Raw genomic sequence first — 20,505 nt, 5'->3', positions numbered from 1 at the left:
GAGGCCCTTGAAATGGCCTTTTTCAATATGACGTACATTTTATATGAGTAGCTAACCTGTCCTGATTACGAGACAGTTGGGGACACTTGCTATGCTGTGAATCCTAAACTTTGTAGAAGAAGTTAAATTTTTCACTTTAATATGGCTTAGTTATGCGACCAACTATGTACCTGTTTTCGGTTGCTCTGTCTGCGGGTCTTTGCTGCGGGGTAGACAATCAACCCCTTTGGGCCAGCCCAATGGCTGAACTGAATACGACTACCCAGACTCCGCAGGAGTTGTTGGTTTCTGGGAAAATTACCGATGAGAAGGGTGAAGCATTGCCCGGCGTCAGCATTTTGATCAAGGGAACCAGCCGGGGCACTACGTCAGGCTCCCGGGGAGAGTACCAACTGGCGGTTCCTGATGCAAATGCGGTATTGATTTTCAGTTTCGTCGGTTACACGGCGAAAGAGGTATCCGTTGGAAGTAGCGCTACCCTTAACGTCTCTCTGGCGGCAGACAATAAATCGCTTAATGAAGTGATCGTGACGGGCGTGTTTGACAAACGTAAACGCATGGAAGCTTCCGTGGGTATCACAACCCTATCGGCCAGTCAAATTCAAGGGTTACAGCCTAATAGCGCAGCCGATTTACTGAAGAACGTTCCGGGTGTTTACGTCAATTCGGCTCAGGGCGAAATCCGCAATACGGTCTATTCCAGAGGGGTTGGTGCGGGTTCGGAAGGTTATTTTTATGTGTCGATGCAGGAAGATGGCCTGCCCGTGTCGAACGTGTCCGGTATTAGTCTGGGTCCGGACTATTTTTTGCGCGCCGACGCGACAATCAATCGTCTGGAAGCCGTTCGGGGCGGATCAGCCGCTATTACGGGACCTAATGCACCCGGCGGAATCTTCAACTACGTGTCCAAAACAGGCGGAGGCGTTCTGGCGGGCGAAGTACGGACGAAATACGGACTGGAAGGCAATGCCAATCCCTACTATCGGGCCGACCTGTCGCTGGGTGGTAAGCTAAACAAGAAGGGCGATCTGACGTTTCACATCGGTGGTTTTTACCGCTATAACAACGGCGTTCGCTACGCGGGCTATCCCCTGAACTTTGGAGGTCAGCTAAAAGCAAATGTGGTTAAAACCTACGCGAAAGGTAGCCTGAAACTTTACGGTAAGTTCCTCAACGACCACAATAGCTACCTTGACTTCTTACCGGCCCAAAATTTCGATAAACCGGGTACGGCCCCTGGCATTATAAACACCGACACGTTTGCCGGTCCGGGTAACCAGGTGTTCGATTATAAATATAGCCAGGCTGACCCCGTCCGCCATTTTGATCCGAAAAATCTGATTCATGCGCAGGATCGGGCTATTGGGCTCGACTGGCAGCATGATCTGGGGAATGGCTGGTCGGTCAGCAATAATGGAAAATACACCAGCAAGACGCTCTCCTGGAATTCGGTCTTACCACTAGGTATTCTCTCGGGCAATGAACTGCTGACTTATTACTTTATGCAGTCACTGGGCCGGTTCGGTACCTACAACTTTACCGATTTAACGACGGGTCAGCCTGCCCTAACGACCATGCAACTGCCGAAGCTGGGGCCGAAAAACGAGTTTCTGGGGTTTGATTTTCCCGTCATAAAGGGTCAGCTTCCCAACGCCGTCATTCAGCCTTACCCGGTGCTGGTACAACTGGCCCGGTCGAATGACAACAACCTGAACGAATTTCTTGACCAATTTACGGTCAACAAGCGGGTTGGTAAGATGAATTTCACGGCAGGCCTGTATTACGGTGCTTCGCATATGATCTATCAGGAAAACGTAGCTGGTTTAGGCCTGTCTACAGCCGAAAACCGACCTCATCCGCTGGGCATCAGTATCACCGACTTCGCTGGTACCACCTACCAGGCCACCAATCCACAGGGCCTACTCAACACCGGCGGTTCGTTTAAATCCAGCGACTATCAGCAAAATCAACTCGCGCTTTTCTTTGGTCATAGCTGGCAAATCACCGATAAGCTGAATCTAGATTACGGGTTTCGCTATGATCACACCCGCGTGAAAGGCAGTAGCCTTGGCTCAATTACTGACAGTTCGGCTTCAGCCGGTGGTTACGATAAGAATCCGCTAACCCTTTGGGATAATGCGGTCAATAAAGCATCGGCTCCCTGGTTTACGGACAATACCATCAACACCTTTTCATTCTCCGGTGCCTTAAATTATCAGTTCTCCAGCAACCTGGCCTTATATGGCCGGTTCTCGCAGGGCAACAAGACACCCGACCTCACCTTATACACCAGTTCTTTCTCACAGGATCAGGTCGATAAGCAGATGCTGGATCCTCAACACATCAGTCAGATCGAAGTGGGCCTCAAAGTAAAACAGGATAAGTTCACCGGATTTATTACACCCTTCTACAGCCGGTTGAGTAACCTGGCCTCAAACGCGTATGTAGCGGACAAGAACAATCAGTATTACTATACGCCCAACGTGTATAGCAGTCGGCAAAGCTATGGATTGGAACTGGAGGGTACCTACTCATTAACGCGCCAGTTGAGCATCCGGGCAGTGGCCACCGTGCAGCGAACCCGCTCGATACTGAGCCGTTCCTGGGTAACCGGTGATCCGGGTCCTCAGGATGATCGGGTAGTGGAGGTAATCGGAGGCCGCATCAGCGGTACGCCTGACTTTATGACCACCATAACGCCAACTTACACCGCCGGTAAGTTCAATGCCTTTGTTAACTTCTATTATTTGGGCAAGCGGGCTGCCAACAACCTGGAAACCTTCTACCTGCCTGGTTTTGGTCAGACCGACCTCGGATTAGGGTATCGGCTCACCAAACGGTTGACGCTTAACGGCAACGTCAACAACCTGTTCAATACAGTCGGGGTGATGGACTGGCAGGCACCCGGTGGTTTCCCAAATAGTGGTAATACGGGTGGGTTTACGCCAGCACAACGGGAAGCTAATCCCAATGCGATATTCAGTATCCTGCCGATCCAGCCCCGGTCCTTCTATTTATCAGCTTCCTATCGGTTTTAGAGAGTTATCCAGTTTAGCCGGGCATCTCCTGGTGATCAGATGGCACTGGATCAAGACGGATGTACACTCGGTAAGCTAGCTGTCTCATCACAAAAATTATATATTGTATTTTTTACGCAATACTTTTTTGCTTACCTTTATTGCGTAAAAAATACAATATGAATTTGTCAGTTCATTCTTTACGTATGCTAATGGTCCTAACGAATCTAATTCCCGACTCACTGCGCTGGCTAACGGGAACGCTGCTGTTGAGTGCGCTGGCTACCGGCTTATGGTCGTATGTCGGCCCTACAGATCCACCCCGAGTACTCGTCTTCAGCAAAACCGCTGCCTTTCGGCATTCATCCATTGGAGCGGGCCAGAGAGCACTGGTTCAACTGGGGAAGGCAGGTGGCTTTGCCGTCGATACCACCGAGAATGCCGATCGTTTTAGCGAAGAAAACCTTAAACGCTACCGGGCCGTCATCTTTTTGAGTACAACCGGCGACGTGTTGAATGCCGAGCAGCAAAATGCCTTCGAGCGCTACATCCAGGCGGGTGGAGGCTATCTTGGTATTCATGCCGCTACGGATACCGAATACGACTGGCCTTGGTATAATAGGTTGGCCGGAGCGTGGTTTGCGAATCACCCTATGCCGGACAACGTTCAGAAGGGAACGTTCGTCGTCATGGACAAAACGAATCCGTCAACCAGTTTCCTGCCTGAGCGGTGGGAGCGGGAAGATGAATTTTATGCCTTCAAAAATGTAAGCTCAGACCTGCACGTACTGCTGACAATTGACGAAAAGACCTATCGGGGCGGCACTCACGGCGACAATCACCCCATGGCCTGGTATCAGGAGTTTGAGGGCGGCCGTTCGTTTTACACGGCAGGTGGTCATACCGACGCTACGTTTTCAGAACCTTTGTTTCTAAAACATCTGGGTGCTGGATTGCACTATGTAATGGGGGGCGACTCGCCCAGACCATTAGACTATACCAGGGCAAGAACGAAGCGGTTGCCCGAGGAGAACCGATTTTCAAAAGTTGTGCTGGCCGAAAAGCTCAACGAGCCCATGGAGTTGGCCGTACTGCCCGACAACCGCGTACTGGTGGTGGAGCGCCGTGGCGATGTAAAACTATTCAACCCCTCGACCGGCAAGCTGGGCGTCATTGCTCACATTCCGGTAAACACCAAAGTCACTGATAAAACAGGAAAAGTAGGTGAGGATGAAGGGGGCCTACTGGGCATCGCCAAAGACCCGAATTTCTCCCAGAACCATTGGATCTACCTGTATTACTCGCCCGAAGGCAAAGAAGCTAAGAACAGTGTAGTCCGCTACGAATTAAAGAGCGATGAACTGGTCCTTTCCTCGAAACAAGTTTTACTTGACGTACCTACCCAGCGCGAGATCAGTGGTCATGCGGGCGGTTCGCTGACCTTCGATGGCCAGGGTAATCTGTATATTTCGACCGGCGACAACATCAACCCGCAACAGTCCAGTGGCTATAGTCCAATGGATGAGCGGCCGGGACGTGAGCCCTTCGATGCCCAAATGACCTCGGCCAATACGAATGATCTGCGGGGCAAAATTTTACGCATCCACCCAGAAGCCGATGGCTCCTACACAATTCCAGAAGGCAATCTATTTCCGAAGGGTATTCATGCTACCCGCCCTGAGATTTACACGATGGGGCACCGCAACCCGTTCCGTATCTCAGTCGATCCAAAAACCAACTACCTGTACTGGGGCGATATTGGGCCCGATGCGTCAACCCCCAATGAGCAGCGGGGCCCAGCCGGTCAGGATGAAGTGGGTCAGGCCCGTAAGGCCGGTAACTACGGTTGGCCTTACTTTGTCGGCGACAACAAAGCCTACAACCACTACGACTTTGCCACCAGACAGTCCGGACCGCTTTATGATCCGGCCCAGCCTGTCAATAAGTCGGTCAATAACACGGGGTTACAGCAGTTACCTCCGGCTCAGAAAGCCTTCATCTGGTACCCTTATGCCGAATCCAACGAATTTTCGGGAGTCGGATCGGGGGGACGTTCAGCCATGGCGGGTCCCGTTTACTACCGGGATCAGTTTGGTGCGGCCAAGCGTCCTTTCCCGGACTATTACGACGGTAAACTATTGATTTATGAATGGATGCGGGGCTGGTTGATGGCTGTAACCCTGGATTCGGCCGGTCGATATGCAGGCATGGAGCGCGTGATGCCCAGCTACAAGTTCTCCAATCCCACCGATATGGAGTTTGGACCCGAAGGTGATCTATATATGCTGGAATACGGAAGCGGCTGGTTTACCCGAAACGACGATGCCCGTTTGGTACGAATCGAGTACAACGGGGGAAACCGCAAGCCAATAGTCGAAGTGGCTGCGTCCAAAAAAGGCGGAGCCATTCCCGTCAAAATCCGTCTGTCATCAGCGGGTACTAAAGATTTTGATAACGATGCACTGACTTACGTCTGGACCATAACACCTAAAGCAGGCGGAGCCTCTCGAATAATCAAAGCAGCTAACCCGACCGTTACGTTCGACAAAGCCGGCATTTATACAGCCGTGCTGACCGTAACAGATGAGAAGGGGGGCAGCCGCAGCCGCTCCGTAGAAATCATCGCGGGTAATGATGAGCCAGTACTGACGTTTAACACCCAAAACACCAATAAGTCGTTTTTCTTCCCAGGTCAGCCTTTTGTCTACGATGTGCAGGTAACCGACAAGGAAGATGGGAGTCTGTCTTCGGGGAAAATAAAGCCGGACCAGGTTGCGGTCAACATCGATTATCTGGCACAAGGTCACGATCTGGTCACCATTGCTCAGGGCCACCGCAGCGCCGATGCCACGGCTCAGGTAAGCAAGGGGCTTAGCCTGATCGAGGGCAATGATTGCAAAGCTTGTCATAGTATCGCTAAAAAGTCAGTTGGCCCGGCCTACCAGAAGGTCGCTCTTAAGTACCGGGGAGAAGCCGGAGCCGTTGACCGTCTAACCAAAAAAGTTATATCCGGGGGAAGTGGCGTATGGGGTGAGGTGGCCATGAGTGCCCATCCACAACTGCCGCCCGCCGATGCGCAGGAAATGGTCAGCTACATCCTGAGTCTGGGTGAGAACCAGCAGGCTGCCCCTTCTCTGCCGGTAAAGGGGAGCTATACGATGAGCGTGTCTGCTGGCGACAAGGGAGAAGGCCGGTATTTGGTACGAGCCGCTTACCGCGACCGGGGCCATGGAAACATTCCGCCCATTACGGCCGAGCAAACGCTGGTATTACGGAGTGCCAAAATTCCCGCTGGAGCAGCCGATAAGATTGATGGCGTGCTGAAGTACGGAGCAATTATTATTGCTAACACGAACGGAAGTTATATCGCCTACAACCACATCGACTTGACGGGTATTACCAAGATCAAGTTTACGGCGACGGCTCCCAAGGCCCAGTTGAATGCCGCCGGAGGCAGTATCGAAGTCAGGATAGATAGTCCGGATGGGAAGTTGATTGGCCAAACCTCATTAATTGCCGTTGGGGCTACGACGTCCTCGCCATTAGTCGCCCAGCTATCGCCGGTGATGGGCGCGCACGACGTGTACTTCGTTTTTAAAAATGTCAAAGCACCCCTTGGTCAATCGCTGTTTGTCATTATCGATTCGGAGTTTCAAAACGGTAAGTCAGCGGCTCCACAATCGTCTGCTGGCACGCGATTGTCCCAACAGGTACTGGAAGCCTATACCGGAAAATACAAAATGACCGGATTCTCGATCGACTATGTCGATGTTGTTACTAAAGAAGGCAGGCTATATATGGATTCCGGTGGTATTGAAACTGAACTGACCCCCGGATCGGAAGCAGATCTGTTCAACGGCATTAACAATTCGGTCATCAAATTTATCCGGAGTACAGCTCCCAAGTCTACAACATTGCGGCTTGAGGTTGAAGGAAAGTCCTATTCTGGCAGCAAATAAGTCGATAATCTTAATCAATGTTTCACAATCAATTAATTAACACAATGAAAAAAGTAAGTCTGTTTCTGTTCGTATTGATGCTAAGTGTTTGCCTTAAGGCCACGTCAAAACCAGTACCCCCCACTGATTTTTTTGCCGGTAAATGGGAAGTTCTGATAATTGGTACGCCCAATGGTGACGCTAAAATGACCGCGAATCTGGTGCGGAAAGACGGTAAGCTCACCGGCGAACTGGTCAGTTCAGGGGCCGATGCGCCTAAGGAGCCTATTCCTATCACCAAGATCGAAGAAGGCACCGATAAAGTGCACATCTATTTTACCTCACAAGGCTATGACGTAGACCTTGAGCTGACCAAGGTTGACGATGATCACCTGAAAGGTTCGCTGATGAGTATGTTTGACTCAACCGCAGTACGTCTTAAAAATTAATAAGCAAGACAATAGTAGAACACCATCCCTACTTTTCAACACAACCGAATGGAGAGGGTCCAGTCCAGCTGAATCCACCCGGAGACGGCCGTCTCCATTCGGCTGCTTTATCTACCGACAAGCATGCCGTTGATTTGCCTTCAATGAAAGTCCAAAACAAAGTAGTTGTCTTAGCCGGATAAAAAATAAATGATGCAGAAAATGAGAATAGATGGACTTCTATATCAACGGTTAAAAAAATTAGTAGCAGGATGCCTGTTACTAACAACTGTCAGTAGCTACGCTCAACGTAAAGTCGACATACCCTTTGGCAGAAACCGCTCAATTCCTTTTGATACTAATTGGCTTTTTATAAAAGATTCGGTCGCAAATGCAGAGAAGGCAAATTTCAATGATTCGCACTGGGAAAAAATAGATTTGCCGCATGACTGGAGCATCAACGATTTGCCTAATCAAACCGAAGGCAGCATTGTTGGGCCTTTTGACAAACGCAGCCCGGGTTTTACACAAACTGGGTTTACACGGGGGGGGATTGGCTGGTACAGAAAACGCTTCAAGACCTTAAAAGCCGAACAAAATAAAAAGTTAATCATTCACTTCGACGGCGTCTACATGAACTCCGATGTGTGGCTAAATGGGCATCATCTTGGTAATCATCCCAACGGCTACACCCCCTTTTATTATGACCTAACTCCTTATCTACAACCAGCTGGAAAAGAAAATGTGCTGGCTATTCAAGTGCGAAATGAAGGCAGGAACTCCCGCTGGTATAGTGGTTCCGGCATTTACCGGCATGTTTGGTTAACGGCAACCGAGCCGGTTCATGTTTCACCCTGGGGTATCTATATAACGACACCGGATATTTCGGAAAAGAAAGCGACAGTAACCATTAACGCTTCAGTCAGCAACGAACAGGCCTCTCCACGATCGATTAGGTTGGTAACGACCATTCTTTCGCCAGAAGGAAAAGCAGTTGGTACGGCAGAAGACAAACTAAGCCTTAAGCTAGGTGAGGCTAAAACAAGTGAACAAAACATACTGATCACCAATCCCGCGTTGTGGTCTGTTGATACAGCAAAGCTGTATAAAGCAGTTACCGAAGTTAGGGATGGCCGTACCGTTTTAGACAGAATAGAAACGTCGTTCGGCATTCGCAGCCTTTCTTTCTCGGCTGAAAAGGGATTCCTGCTGAATGGCAAACGGGTGTTGCTGAAAGGGGGTTGTATTCACCACGATAACGGCCCATTAGGTGCCGTGGCCATTGACCGGGCCGAAGAACGCAAGATTGAGCTATTGAAGAAGAACGGCTTCAACGCTATTCGCACCAGCCATAACCCTCCTTCTACACAATTACTGGACGTTTGCGACCGCCTGGGCATGCTGGTCATTGACGAAGCATTTGATATGTGGGAGCGGCCAAAGACTCAAAACGATTATCACCACTTTTTCAAAGACTGGTGGCAACGTGATTTGCAGGCTATGATTTACCGGGACCGCAATCATCCTTCTGTCATCTCCTGGAGTATCGGAAATGAAATAGAGGAACGAGTTGATACCTCAGGCCTGCGTATCACCAAACAACTGGCCGAAGAAGTGCGAAGACTCGACCCGACACGGCCGGTGATCGAAGCGTTGTGCGAATACTGGGAGCCTAAGAACAAGAATAAACAATGGAGCGAAACGACTCCCGCGTATGCTTTATTGGACATCGGCGGCTATAACTACCTGTGGCGATCGTATGAAGAAGACCACCGCCAAGTTCCCAGCCGCATTATGGTCGGAACGGAGACCTTAGCAACCGAGACACTGGAAAACTGGACAATGGCCGAAAAACATCCGTATGTACTGGGTGATTTCGTTTGGACAGCCCTGGACTACCTGGGCGAAGCAGGCGTTGCCAATGCCTCTTACGATAAGGCAACCAAAAGCCGGTTTACGGGATGGCCCTGGTTCAATGCCTGGTGTGGCGATATTGATTTGATCGGGCAGAAAAAGCCGCAGTCCTATTATCGGGATGTTGTCTGGCGCACCCGTCCCATCGCGATGGCTGTGCATGAGCCCATACCCGATGGAATGGTTGAAAACATGAGCCGCTGGGGCTGGCCCCAGGAGTGGCAGAGCTGGACCTGGCCGGGTACCGACGGCAAGTCGTTGCAGGTGCGCGTGTTTTCCCGGGCACCCATGGTACGCCTGTTGTTGAATGGGAAAGTCGTGGGTCAACAAGCAATGGCTGACACCAGCATCACTGCCGTTTTCAACGTGGCTTATCAGCCCGGTACGTTAAAAGCGGTCAATGTCGTAGACGGTAGAGAAACAGATGCTGTTGAACTTAAAACGACCGGTGCTGCCAGACACATTCGTTTAACGGCCGACCGCAACTCGATTAAAGCCAGCCGAAATGATCTGTCTTATGTAACAGTGGAGGTGATCGATGATAATAACCAGGTTGTACCAACGGGTCAAATACCGGTTCAGTTTTCTGTTGATGGAGTCGGCGAAGTAGCCGCTGTGGGTAATGCCAATCCCACCGATGTGGCCAGCTTTCACAAACTCGACAGGAAAACGTTCCATGGCAGATGCCTGGCCATTATTCGTCCCAATGGAAAACCAGGAGTCGTTAAACTTAAGGCTACAGCCGAAGGACTAACAACGGCGGAAATAACAATTACCGCACGTTAGCTTGATGCCAACGGCAACTTTCGAAATCATCGTCTGGAAACCAGTTTCTACGTAGCCTGGCCTGCCATTCCTAGTAACTCATTATTTCCCATGAAAGGCATTCAACTACTCCTTCTTCTTTTCACTGCTGCCCTGTGTACCGCGCAACCGAATGGGTTGCCGCAAACGGGTAAAAACAAAGCATCAAGTTGGTTGCCTTCTTTCGATTTCAAGCTGGCAAATTTTCGGAAGCCGTCGCAATCATTTGCGCCAATGGCCCGTTGGTGGTGGCCCGGCAATGATGTCACCCAGGAGGAATTGAAAAGAGAGATAAATCTCTTTGCAGACCATCAATTTGGCGGGGTAGAAGTGCAGCCATTGAACATCGTGATTCCCATGGACGCCAGGGCCAGACCCAAGGTAACAAGTTGGGACACACCTACCTATTACGAAAATCTAAAAACTGTCATGGAGGAAGCCCGCAGGCGTGGACTGATTGTCGATATGACAAATGGCAGTGGCTGGCCACCCGGTGGCCCGTTTCTACCGGCTGAAGATGGCTTTCTTTCCCTGGATCATGCTGCTGTTACTGTACATGGCGGCAAAAAGCTCTCCATACCACTTCCTCAAGTTAAGAACAGGACAACGGTTCCTTCCCGTTTGCAAGCTGTCGTTGCCTCCAAACTGTCCAATCAAGCGTCTGCCGACACGGGTCAGCTTGTACGACTGGATGAGGCCACCCTCAAAGTAGTGACTCGTTTTGTTCGACAGGATACCCTTCACTGGGATTTTCCCGAAGGAAAGTGGAAAGTAATTGCCTTTTGGGCACTACCCAGTGGTGAGCAAACGGGTATAGCCGCCACGCCGAAACAAGGTCCGGTAGTAGACCATCTGGATTCTACGAAAGTGCTCAACTTATACCGGCATTTATTTGGCTCCAGAACCGAGCTTCAGCCCTATTTCGGTAATCCGATGCGGGCAATTTTTAATGATAGTTATGAGTTTAAAGCCAATCGTCATTATTCACCTGATTTCATTGCTTATTTCAATAAGAAACGAGGCTATGATATCACACCCTATCTACCCGCCAACATGCAGCGGAAGTACAACTTTGTTGGCTACCTCAACCCCCACGCAAAACCCGATTTCATGTTTTCAAACGAGGACTGGCGTCTTCGTTATGACTACGACGTCACGTTAGGCGAACTACTGGGTGAGCACTTCTTCAATTCCAGTAAAAAGTGGATGGAGCCACAAGGTTTGCTGCACCGTACCCAGGCGTATGGCCTGAATATGGACATGATTGCCATGGCGGGCCTTGCCTCCATTCCGGAAACAGAGAGCATGCTTGGCTCAGAGGCTGCCCAAAAGGTGATGACCTCCGGTGCTCTTTTGTATAATAAGCCCGTGATGACAGCCGAATCCGTTGTGTTTGGGAATCGGGCCTATACGACCACCCCCCAGAAAATAAAACTGGCTGTCGACAAGCTATTTGCCACCGGTGTCAATCAGATCATTTATCACGGTATTCCTTACCGGTATAAACCAGAGAAATTAGGTCCTGAAGGGTGGTATCCTTTCTCGTCTCCCTTCATACCGGGCATTAACTTTTCCTCTAATCTTGGAGAGGCTAATATATTCTGGAACGATCAAAAGCAAATAAATGAATATGTAAGCAGGGTACAATATGCGCTTCGTTCAGGAAAATCCCGTGCTGATGTGCTCATTTACTTTCCCTTTCTCAGTATTGAGGAACTGCCGGCAAATCCTGAGGAGATCATGGGTAATGGTCATTTAGCCGATGTTGAAGGCGCGTTACCAACGGGTGGTGAACTTGTAAACACCACTAAGGTGGCGTGGGCAACGAAAGTTTATCCATTGATCAATGAACTGGAAGCGGCTGGTGTCAGCTGGGCATGGGTGAATGATGCGTCGATTCAGGAAGCGAAAATGCAAAAAGATGGCAAGTTCACTATCCGTGGAAACCAATTTTGCGCCCTGATTCTGGCTAATGACTCCACGGTTCACCTCAAGACGGCTGAACAGATCAACCGCTTGGCTAGTGAAGGCATGCGTCTGTTGGTTACGGATGGACGGCCCACTCAACAACCTTCTTTTCTCAACTGGAAGGAAAATGACCGAAAGACGGCGCAACGTATTCAAACGGCACTTAACGCAAAAAATAGCCGGTTTATTGATAACACAACTGAGCTCCGTACCTGGATTAGCGCCCTACCTCAACTGATTAAATTTAAGCAACCTTATACGTTTACGCGCCAGTCTCAGCGGGAAATGAGTGATGGTAGCCGGATTCATTTTATCTGGAATAAAAGTGCAGACTGGCACACCCTGAGCGTTACCCTGGACAAAAAATATAAGGGTAGTTTTTGGCTGGATGCAACAACAGGAACCGTAACAAAGAACAGGGGTTCGGAAGCTTCCTATCAGTTACCCCCTTATAGTTCCGTTCTTCTGTTTGCATCAGGCAAAATCCCGGCTAACGATAGTTTGGTTTCCCCCTCAACGGCGCTTGTCGATCCAACTCAATCGGTACTCTCACTGACTAAATGGACCATCAAGGTTGATAGTGTATTCGTACAAGATACTTCCTTGTTTGACTGGAAAAAGGACGACCGGTTGAGATTTTCCTCGACCAGCGGGATTTATACGTCCACTTTTCAATGGAAACAAACCGATGCTGACAACCATTTCTTTTTGGATTTAGGAAAGGTATGTTTTACCGCTGAAGTGTACATCAACAATGCATTTGTGGGCAAACAAATAGTGGCGCCCTACCTGCTTGACATTACGAAATTCCTGAAGTCTGGGGATAATAAAATTGAAGTCCGGGTAACGCCTGGTCAACTCAATAACTTCATCGGCAAAGCTAGGAATGGCGATGTTCGATATCGCCAATTTAAAGGAAAAGAAGATCAAGCTATGTCGGCGGGTTTGATAGGCCCTGTATTGATCAGGCCGGAGAGCACGGCAAAATTCTAATGTAGTCTGATCAAAACCTCTCGCTCATGCCGTGTTAGACAGAAACAGGCCATTTTAACCAGTACACTCGATACAATGAATTTTACGACATCAATTTGAAGGGAGTTGAAGAACCCGGAGAATTGACATCATGGCAGGCCCATCTTCCCACTTGTCTGATACGATTAAGTTAATCATAATGAAATAGCGACATCAATTGCCCCGACTAACACCTTAAACTTAAAACAAAGGTTAAGCAAAACATTAATTGATTACGTTAAAAAATGAAAAATAGAAGATTTTTATTCGCCCTGTTTAGTTGTCTGTTGTGTTACCATTTCGCCCTTCAGGCGGCACCTCCTTCTCTTCTTGGAAAATGGTACGGACTTAAAGACGGAAGTCCGGTTACCGTTGAGTTTAGAAAGGACCAAACGGTGTCTGTCCACGCTGAAGCTTTTTCAAGCCTTTCATTTACCGGTCAGTATAAAGTCGATTCAACCGTCAGTCCACTAGCGATGGACCTTGTTACGCCAAGTGGTATGGCTTGCGCGGCAATCGTCCGGTTTACCAAGTTAGGGGAGATGGAGTTCTTCGGTTTTTTTGGTGCGCCTGGGCAAGTTCAGCGTCCCGCAACCATTGACCCAAACCCTAAACGACCGGAAGCCTTGTACTTAAAGCTAAGCCGTGATGCAACAATCATGGCCAGAAAACCGACTGTAGTGTCCAATCCTAAAACCGCGCAACTGGCTTTCCAGCGAAACAAGCGTTTGGGAAGAGGTCTAAATTTAAATGGTCTTCTGGATAACAATTCCGGAAGCCTGCATTTGTACCCGACAGCCGATCAACCGATCAAACCGGAATACATCAACATGATTGCCAAGGCAGGCTTTACTAGCGTTCGCCTTCCTATCACTTGGTCTGTTCATAGTGCCAAAACAGCACCCTATACCATAGAGCCTGCTTTCTTTAGCCGAGTGGATAGTATGGTCAACCAGTGCCTGCAGAATGGTTTAGCCGTATCCATTGACCTGCATTATTATCCGTATTTGAATATGACCGAAGCCGACAAAAGCATCAGTTTTGAGGATAATATCAACCGGTTTTATTCGCTCTGGGAACAAATAGCCGCCCATTATAAAAACTATCCGCCCGAACTGTACTTTGACGTCTTAAATGAACCCAACACCGAAATGGGGGCGAAACTATGGAATGAGTTGATCGCTAAATCCGTTAAGCTCATTCGGAAAACTAATCCAGACAGAACGATCCTTATTGCTACGCCCAACCTCGGCCAATCTTGGACAGTCGGATTATTGGAGTTGCCCAAGGACGACTGGAATCTCATCGTACAAGTTCATTATTACCTGCCCCATCTATTCACTCACCAGGGATTGGCTTATGCCGGCGCAGCGGCCAGTAAAGGAACGCAGTGGACTGGAACGCCGGCAGAGAAAAAGCCTTTGGAAAGCGATTTCAATTTTTTGGCCAAATGGAGTAAAACAAACACCAGACCGATTAATATTGGCGAAATCGGCGTGAACGAATATGCGGATATGGCGTCTCGTGCCCGGTATCTCCAGTTTATTCGAGAGTTAGCCGATAAAAACAACTTTAGTTTTCATGTATGGGGTTTTCGCGAGATTTTTCGCGTTTTCGATGAAGAAAGCGGCCAATGGCATCAACCCGTGCTGGACGCTTTGGTACCAGCCAAGCAGCCGCTCAAATAGAATTGGATTACACGACAATGATAGGTTAACAATCGGATAAAAAGAGACTAAAGTAACCCAGCAGTTGATTGACGGCTCAAGGCCGCCCGATTCTCAATCGCTTAGCGATCCAATACCAGGAGTACACCTTTAAGCTTTTTCAATACATGCGTACTTGTTTGACTACTCGTTTTTGGGGAAGCCTTTTGCTGCTACTGGCTAGCTTTCCGTATCTGGCGCAAGCGCAGAAAGCCCCTAACATCATTGTCATTCTGGCCGATGACTTAGGGTATGGTGATTTGGGATGCTATGGTCACCCAACGATTTCAACACCTAACCTGGATCGAATGGCCAAAGAAGGCATGCGCTTCACCGAGTTTTATGCGGGAGCCGCCGTTTGTACACCCAGTCGGGCGGCTTTTCTGACGGGTCGGCTCCCCGCCCGCACAGGGGTGTATGGGAAAGGCGATGTATTTCGTCTGAATTCAGCCAGTGGGTTGCCCCTGAGCGAAGTCACGATCGCCGAGATGCTCAAGGCCAGCGGGTATGCCACCGGATTGATTGGTAAGTGGCACTTAGGGCATCTAGCCGAGTTTTTGCCAACCCGGCAGGGCTTCGACTACTGGTTCGGAACGCCCTATTCCAATGATATGGGCAAAGTCTTTACAACCGGTAATGCGAGGCCATGGGGCAATCCGCCCGGCCCTCGGCCCAATGCGCCCTTGTTACCCTTGTATAAGAACGAGACAATCATTGAGGAGGAACCGGATCAACACTTTCTGACCAAACGATACACCGCTGAGGTCATTCAATTCATCAAACGAAGCAAGGATAAACCGTTTTTGATGTATTATGCCAGCAACTTCCCCCATACACCCCTGTATGCTTCGCCCGATTTTGAGGGAAAAAGTCCACGCGGTTTATACGGTGACGTGGTGGCTGAGTTAGACTGGAGTGTGGGACAAATCCTGAAAACACTCAAGGAGCTAAAATTAGACCAGAACACGCTGGTTGTGTTCACCAGTGATAACGGTCCCTGGCTTGTGCACAAGGATCATAGTGGTTCGGCGGGACTGCTCTATGAAGGGAAAAATTCGACCTACGAAGGGGGGATGCGCGTTCCGGGCATTGCCTGGTGGCCGGGTAAAATTAAAGCGAATGTGACCACGACTGCCTTAATGAGCAATATGGACCTGCTGCCAACGATTGCTGCCGTGGCCAAGGTAAGCTTGCCAAAAGACCGGATCCTGGATGGCATTGATCAGTCCAGTGTCTTGTTCGGTCAAAAAGTAAAGGTTCGGGACATGTTGCCCTATTACATTAATGAGCAGGTTTACGCCATCCGGAAAGGGGCCTGGAAAGCCCATTTCATCACGCACGCATCCTATTCACCAGCGGCACCAGATGTACATCCTATTCCATTGCTCTACAATATTGATAATGACCCCAGCGAAAAATACGACCTGGCCAAAGACTACCCCGACATTGTAGCCGACCTGACCCGAGAATACGAAAAGCAGAAAACGGCCTTTGTGCTTCCCCCTTCGGAAATCGAAAAAGTTCTGCCCAGCCCGCCAAAGCAGAATTGACCAAGGTACACGGATTGAACGATAAAGCCCTAATTCAATCGAATTAGGGCTTTATCGTTTCTGAAATATCGTTTTGCCAGCGTAAACTAACGCAGAAACTAGTCAGTGTAATCCTGCTACTAAGCGTAAGGCTGATGATGTCCTTTATAAAACAGCCCCTTTATCCACTCTAGTCAACCCAATATTCTCTAGATAACCTACTGGAACGTGTCTCTTGGACGGAGCATTTGCTAAACATTCTATCTGTTGTACTTTAAGCCAGGTACAGATTGTACGTTCTTACATTTGCTGGATACAGCGCGTAAATCACAATGGCTAAAGAGGTACTTTATCTGAAAATTGCGTCGATCTTAGAAAACCAGATCCTTTCCCAGACCTTAAGAATAGGCGATAAACTGCCGTCGATCCGCTCAATCCAAAAGATATATGGGGTGAGTTTGAACACGGCCATTCAGGCCTTTACCGAGCTCGAAAGCAAGTCGCTGATCGAATCGAGGCCCAAGTCCGGCTACTTTGTCAGTAAGATCGCTCAACGAAAACTCGCGCTTCCATCCGTTAGTCAGCTCCAACAGCCTCAGCCGGGAAAAAACACCGATGACCTGATTAGTCGCGTCTACAACGTACTTCGGGATAAGCGCATCCGACAATTCTCACTGGGCATTCCTGATAAAAGGCTCCTGCCCATTGCCAAACTCAATAAAGGGCTAATCAAAGCCATGAGACAACTAGACGGTAATGGTACTGAATTCGAACCCGTTGAGGGCAGCCAGAATCTAAAAAGGAATGTGGCCAAGTGGTCACTGGTGTTTGAGGGCCAATTGACCGAAGACGATATTATAACCACGACAGGAACAACCAATGCCATCTATCAGTGCCTGCTGGCAACGACTAAGCCGGGCGATACGATGGCCACTGAAAGCCCGGTCTATTTTGGCCTGTTGCAACTGGCAAAATCGATGGGTTTACACGTGATCGAGCTGCCAACACATCCCACCACTGGTATTGAGATCGATGCCTTAAAGAAAGCCATCCCTAAGATTACCGTCTGCTGCCTGACGGCCAACTTTAGCAATCCCCTGGGGAGCCTGATGCCCGATGCCCATAAGAAGGAAGTCGTCGAACTGCTGACGCATCACCATATTCCCCTGATTGATGATGATCTGTTCGGGAACCTGTTTTTCAGCGGAACAAGGCCAAAGCCCTGCAAGGCCTTTGACCAGGCGGGTATGGTTATGTGGTGCGGGGGCGTGTCTAAAACACTGGCACCAGGGTATCGGGTCGGGTGGGTGGCCCCCGGCAAGTTCAAGGAGCAACTAGTCCGCCAGAAGTTAGTACAGACCGTTACCCTGCCCTCGTTGTTTCAGGAGGTGATTGCCGATTTTATGGAACATGGCGGCTATGATCACCATTTACGGACGTTGCGCCATACCCTGCATACCAACTGCCTCAAATTTCAGCAGGCCATCGAAGATTATTTTCCCGATACGACCAAGATAGCCCAGCCCCAAGGTGGCTTTTTCCTGTGGCTTGAACTCGACAAACGGGTCGATACAACCGAGCTGTACGAAACGGCCCTGAAGCATAACTTAAGTTTCGCCCCCGGAAGTATGTTCTCTCAGAACAGCAATTTCAACAACTGCATGCGCCTGAATTTTGCCATGCCCTGGGACGACTCGGTCGAAGGGGATATTAAACGATTAGGTACGCTGGTAAAGCGAGTCCGGTAGATCTGTACCCATAAAAAAACACAAAACTATATCTATTATCATCGAATGGCGCCTTGTTATTTTGCAGGAAAAGCAAGGTAACGCACTCATGTTGTGTCAATTCTCGGGGCTCTTGACCGCCGGTCACGCTACCGGGCGTGACCGGGCATGAACCAGGTATACGTCTTATTCACCCGTTAGACCCCGTTTTTTATGCACCCTGTCTCTGAGTTCATTTTTGGTCAAGCGGAGGCTTCGCCCCGCGATAGGGCTGAGTTTGACACGACAAACCATCCCTCGCCCGTTCCAGCCGACCAACGGCGGCAACTGCGGCAAGACCCCGGTTTTGGTCGGGTCAAAACCGACCATATGGTTACGATTCGTTATTCCGCTCAGCAGGGATGGCACGCAGCCCGGCTCGAACCCCGCGCCGATTTTACACTCGATCCGACCGCGATGGTATTCCATCAGGCCCAGGAGATTTTTGAGGGCATGAAGGCCTATCGGTTGGCCGACGGAGGAGCCGCCCTGTTTCGGCCTACGCTCAACGCCCGTCGGTTCGCCAATTCGGCCCGTCGGATGGCTATGCCCCCGCTGCCCGAGGCTCTATTTGTCGAGTCCGTTCGCCGGTTGGTTCGCCTTGAAGAGGACTGGATTCCGAACGCTGATGGAGCTGCCTTGTACATCCGGCCCTTCATGCTGGCCACCGAACCGATACTCAGCGTCCGTCCCTCGGCAGAATACCTCTTCTGTGTGGTTGCCACGCCCGTGGGCTCCTATTTTAGTGACAGCACATCGGCCCTCCGGCTCTGGGTCTCGGATACGTATTGCCGGGCGGCTCCCGGTGGAACGGGTGAGGCCAAATGTGGAGGTAACTATGCGGCTGGTCTGGCAGCCCAGGCCGAAGCGATCGGGCAGGGATGCGACCAGGTTGTGTTTTTGGATGCCGTCGAACGGCAATGGATTGAAGAACTGGGTGGCATGAACCTCTTCTTTGTGTTCGATGACGGAACGCTGTTAACCCCGCCCCTTACGGGTACCATCCTGCCCGGTGTAACCCGGGACTCGTTACTCATCCTGGCCCGCCAGATGGGCCTTAGCGTCCGGGAAGCGCCGTACTCGATTGATCAGTGGCAGGCTGATGCCCAAAGCGGCCGACTGCGTGAAGCCTTCGCTTGTGGCACGGCCGCTGTGGTTATTCCCATTGGCAGCGTTAAGGGAAAACGGCACAACTTCACCATTGGTGAGGAAGGCGAGGCTAGCCTGACGGTTCAGCTTAAAAGTGCGCTGGTTGGTATCCAGCGTGGTATTGCTCCTGACGCGAACGGCTGGCTGGATCGAGTCGTTTAACTCCGTCAAGGCGGGTGTACGTTCCTGGTTGAACGTTCAATGAATACAACACCGCTTTTCATTAAAGTTGGAATGTTCCCTTGGGCTATGAGAAAGCCCCCATCTAAACTCGTCCGTAAAATAAGCCCACATTGAAGCCCAAGCATCTTCTGTTAGCCCTGATTACCGTCCTGATCTGGGGCGTCAATTTTATTGCCATCCATGTGGGACTGAAAGGATTCCCGCCTATGCTATTGTGTTCGATCCGGTTTGCGCTGGCTGCTTTTCCGTGGGTTTTCTTTCTGCCCCGGCCTAAGGCATCACTCAAGTTGATTGCGGGCTATGGCATCTTCACCTTTGCCATCCAGTTTGGCCTGCTCTTTGGGGGCGTTTATCTGGGTCTACCGGCTGGACTTTCCTCCCTGGTGATTCAGGTTCAGATTTTTTTCTCGATGGGTTTAGCCGCGCTGTTCTTCCGGGACATACCGAGTTTGTGGAAAATTACCGGCGCGCTGATCTCGTTTATTGGTATCGGCATCGTGGCTGGCCACGTAAGTGGAGCGACGACCTTCACGGGCCTTCTCTTGACGCTACTCTCGGCTTTTTCCTGGTCCGTTGGCAATATGTTTACCAAAAAGGTGGCGGCTCAGTCATCCCTAGCTTTGGTGGTTTGGGGGAGCTTGATCGCCACGCCGGTCATGAGCGTTTTATCGTATATTTTTGAAGGGCCAGCGGTGATCGGTGCCTCTTTTCAACACGTGTCGATGGATACGGGCCTGGCCGTTTTATACATCGTTTATCTATCTACCTTTGTGGGCTATGGGATTTGGGGCTTTTTGCTCAATACCTATCCAACAGCCGTGATTGCGCCTTTCACCTTGCTGGTGCCTGTTATTGGCCTTCTGAGTGCCGCTTTTTTTCTAGGGGAAGAGTTACCGGTATGGAAGCTGCAGGCGTGTTTATTTATTATGGCCGGTCTTCTGTTCAATCTACTTGAACCCCAAATTCGAGGATTATGGCTCAGGCGACGGATTAGGTGAACGTCCTCTTTATGAACATCACACTAGCTACCGTTTCATAAAGGAGCCTTTTCTGATACAATCCGAGAAGCTCACTGAACTGATGAAATTTAAT

Annotated in this window: 10 protein-coding genes; all 10 read left to right on the top strand. The window is 49.9% G+C overall.

The genetic code is table 11. From position 1 onward, the window contains the following. Positions 1-152: 152 nt before the first annotated feature. Entirely contained in the window at positions 153-3,038 is a 2,886-nt protein-coding gene (locus tag ACYVK4_RS26935; protein ID WP_461130676.1) for a TonB-dependent receptor, read from the top strand. Between the two features lie 185 nt (positions 3,039-3,223). Next, complete coding sequence (locus tag ACYVK4_RS26930) at positions 3,224-6,976, top strand: ThuA domain-containing protein (RefSeq protein ID WP_461130675.1); 3,753 nt, start codon at positions 3,224-3,226, stop codon at positions 6,974-6,976. Positions 6,977-7,020: 44 nt separating this feature from the next. Further along, the gene (locus ACYVK4_RS26925; protein ID WP_461130674.1) at positions 7,021-7,404 is read left to right on the top strand and encodes a hypothetical protein; all 384 of its coding nucleotides are present in this window, start codon (positions 7,021-7,023) and stop codon (positions 7,402-7,404) included. Positions 7,405-7,593: 189 nt separating this feature from the next. Next, entirely contained in the window at positions 7,594-10,083 is a 2,490-nt protein-coding gene (locus ACYVK4_RS26920) for a glycoside hydrolase family 2 TIM barrel-domain containing protein (RefSeq protein ID WP_461130673.1), read from the top strand. Between the two features lie 90 nt (positions 10,084-10,173). Then, positions 10,174-13,062 carry a glycosyl hydrolase gene (locus tag ACYVK4_RS26915; RefSeq protein ID WP_461130672.1) on the top strand — a complete coding sequence of 963 codons (2,889 nt, stop codon included), beginning with the start codon at positions 10,174-10,176 and terminating at the stop codon, positions 13,060-13,062. Positions 13,063-13,325: 263 nt separating this feature from the next. Next, a complete protein-coding gene (locus ACYVK4_RS26910) occupies positions 13,326-14,768 on the top strand; it encodes a glycoside hydrolase family 5 protein (protein WP_461130671.1) in 1,443 nt (480 codons plus the stop codon). A 158-nt stretch (positions 14,769-14,926) separates the two neighbouring features. After that, the gene (locus tag ACYVK4_RS26905) at positions 14,927-16,336 is read left to right on the top strand and encodes a sulfatase family protein (protein WP_461130670.1); all 1,410 of its coding nucleotides are present in this window, start codon (positions 14,927-14,929) and stop codon (positions 16,334-16,336) included. Positions 16,337-16,647: 311 nt separating this feature from the next. Further along, positions 16,648-18,063 carry an aminotransferase-like domain-containing protein gene (locus tag ACYVK4_RS26900; RefSeq protein WP_461130669.1) on the top strand — a complete coding sequence of 472 codons (1,416 nt, stop codon included), beginning with the start codon at positions 16,648-16,650 and terminating at the stop codon, positions 18,061-18,063. A gap of 192 nt (positions 18,064-18,255) precedes the next feature. After that, positions 18,256-19,392 carry a branched-chain amino acid aminotransferase gene (locus ACYVK4_RS26895; RefSeq protein WP_461130668.1) on the top strand — a complete coding sequence of 379 codons (1,137 nt, stop codon included), beginning with the start codon at positions 18,256-18,258 and terminating at the stop codon, positions 19,390-19,392. Positions 19,393-19,523: 131 nt separating this feature from the next. Next, positions 19,524-20,411, top strand: a complete 888-nt coding sequence (locus ACYVK4_RS26890; protein WP_461130667.1) for an EamA family transporter — start codon at positions 19,524-19,526, stop codon at positions 20,409-20,411. Positions 20,412-20,505 lie beyond the last annotated feature (94 nt).

Source organism: Spirosoma aerophilum (genome assembly GCF_054782495.1).
The sequence above is the reverse complement of the archived record's forward strand: the minus strand, read 5'-3'. Positions and strand labels throughout refer to the sequence as shown.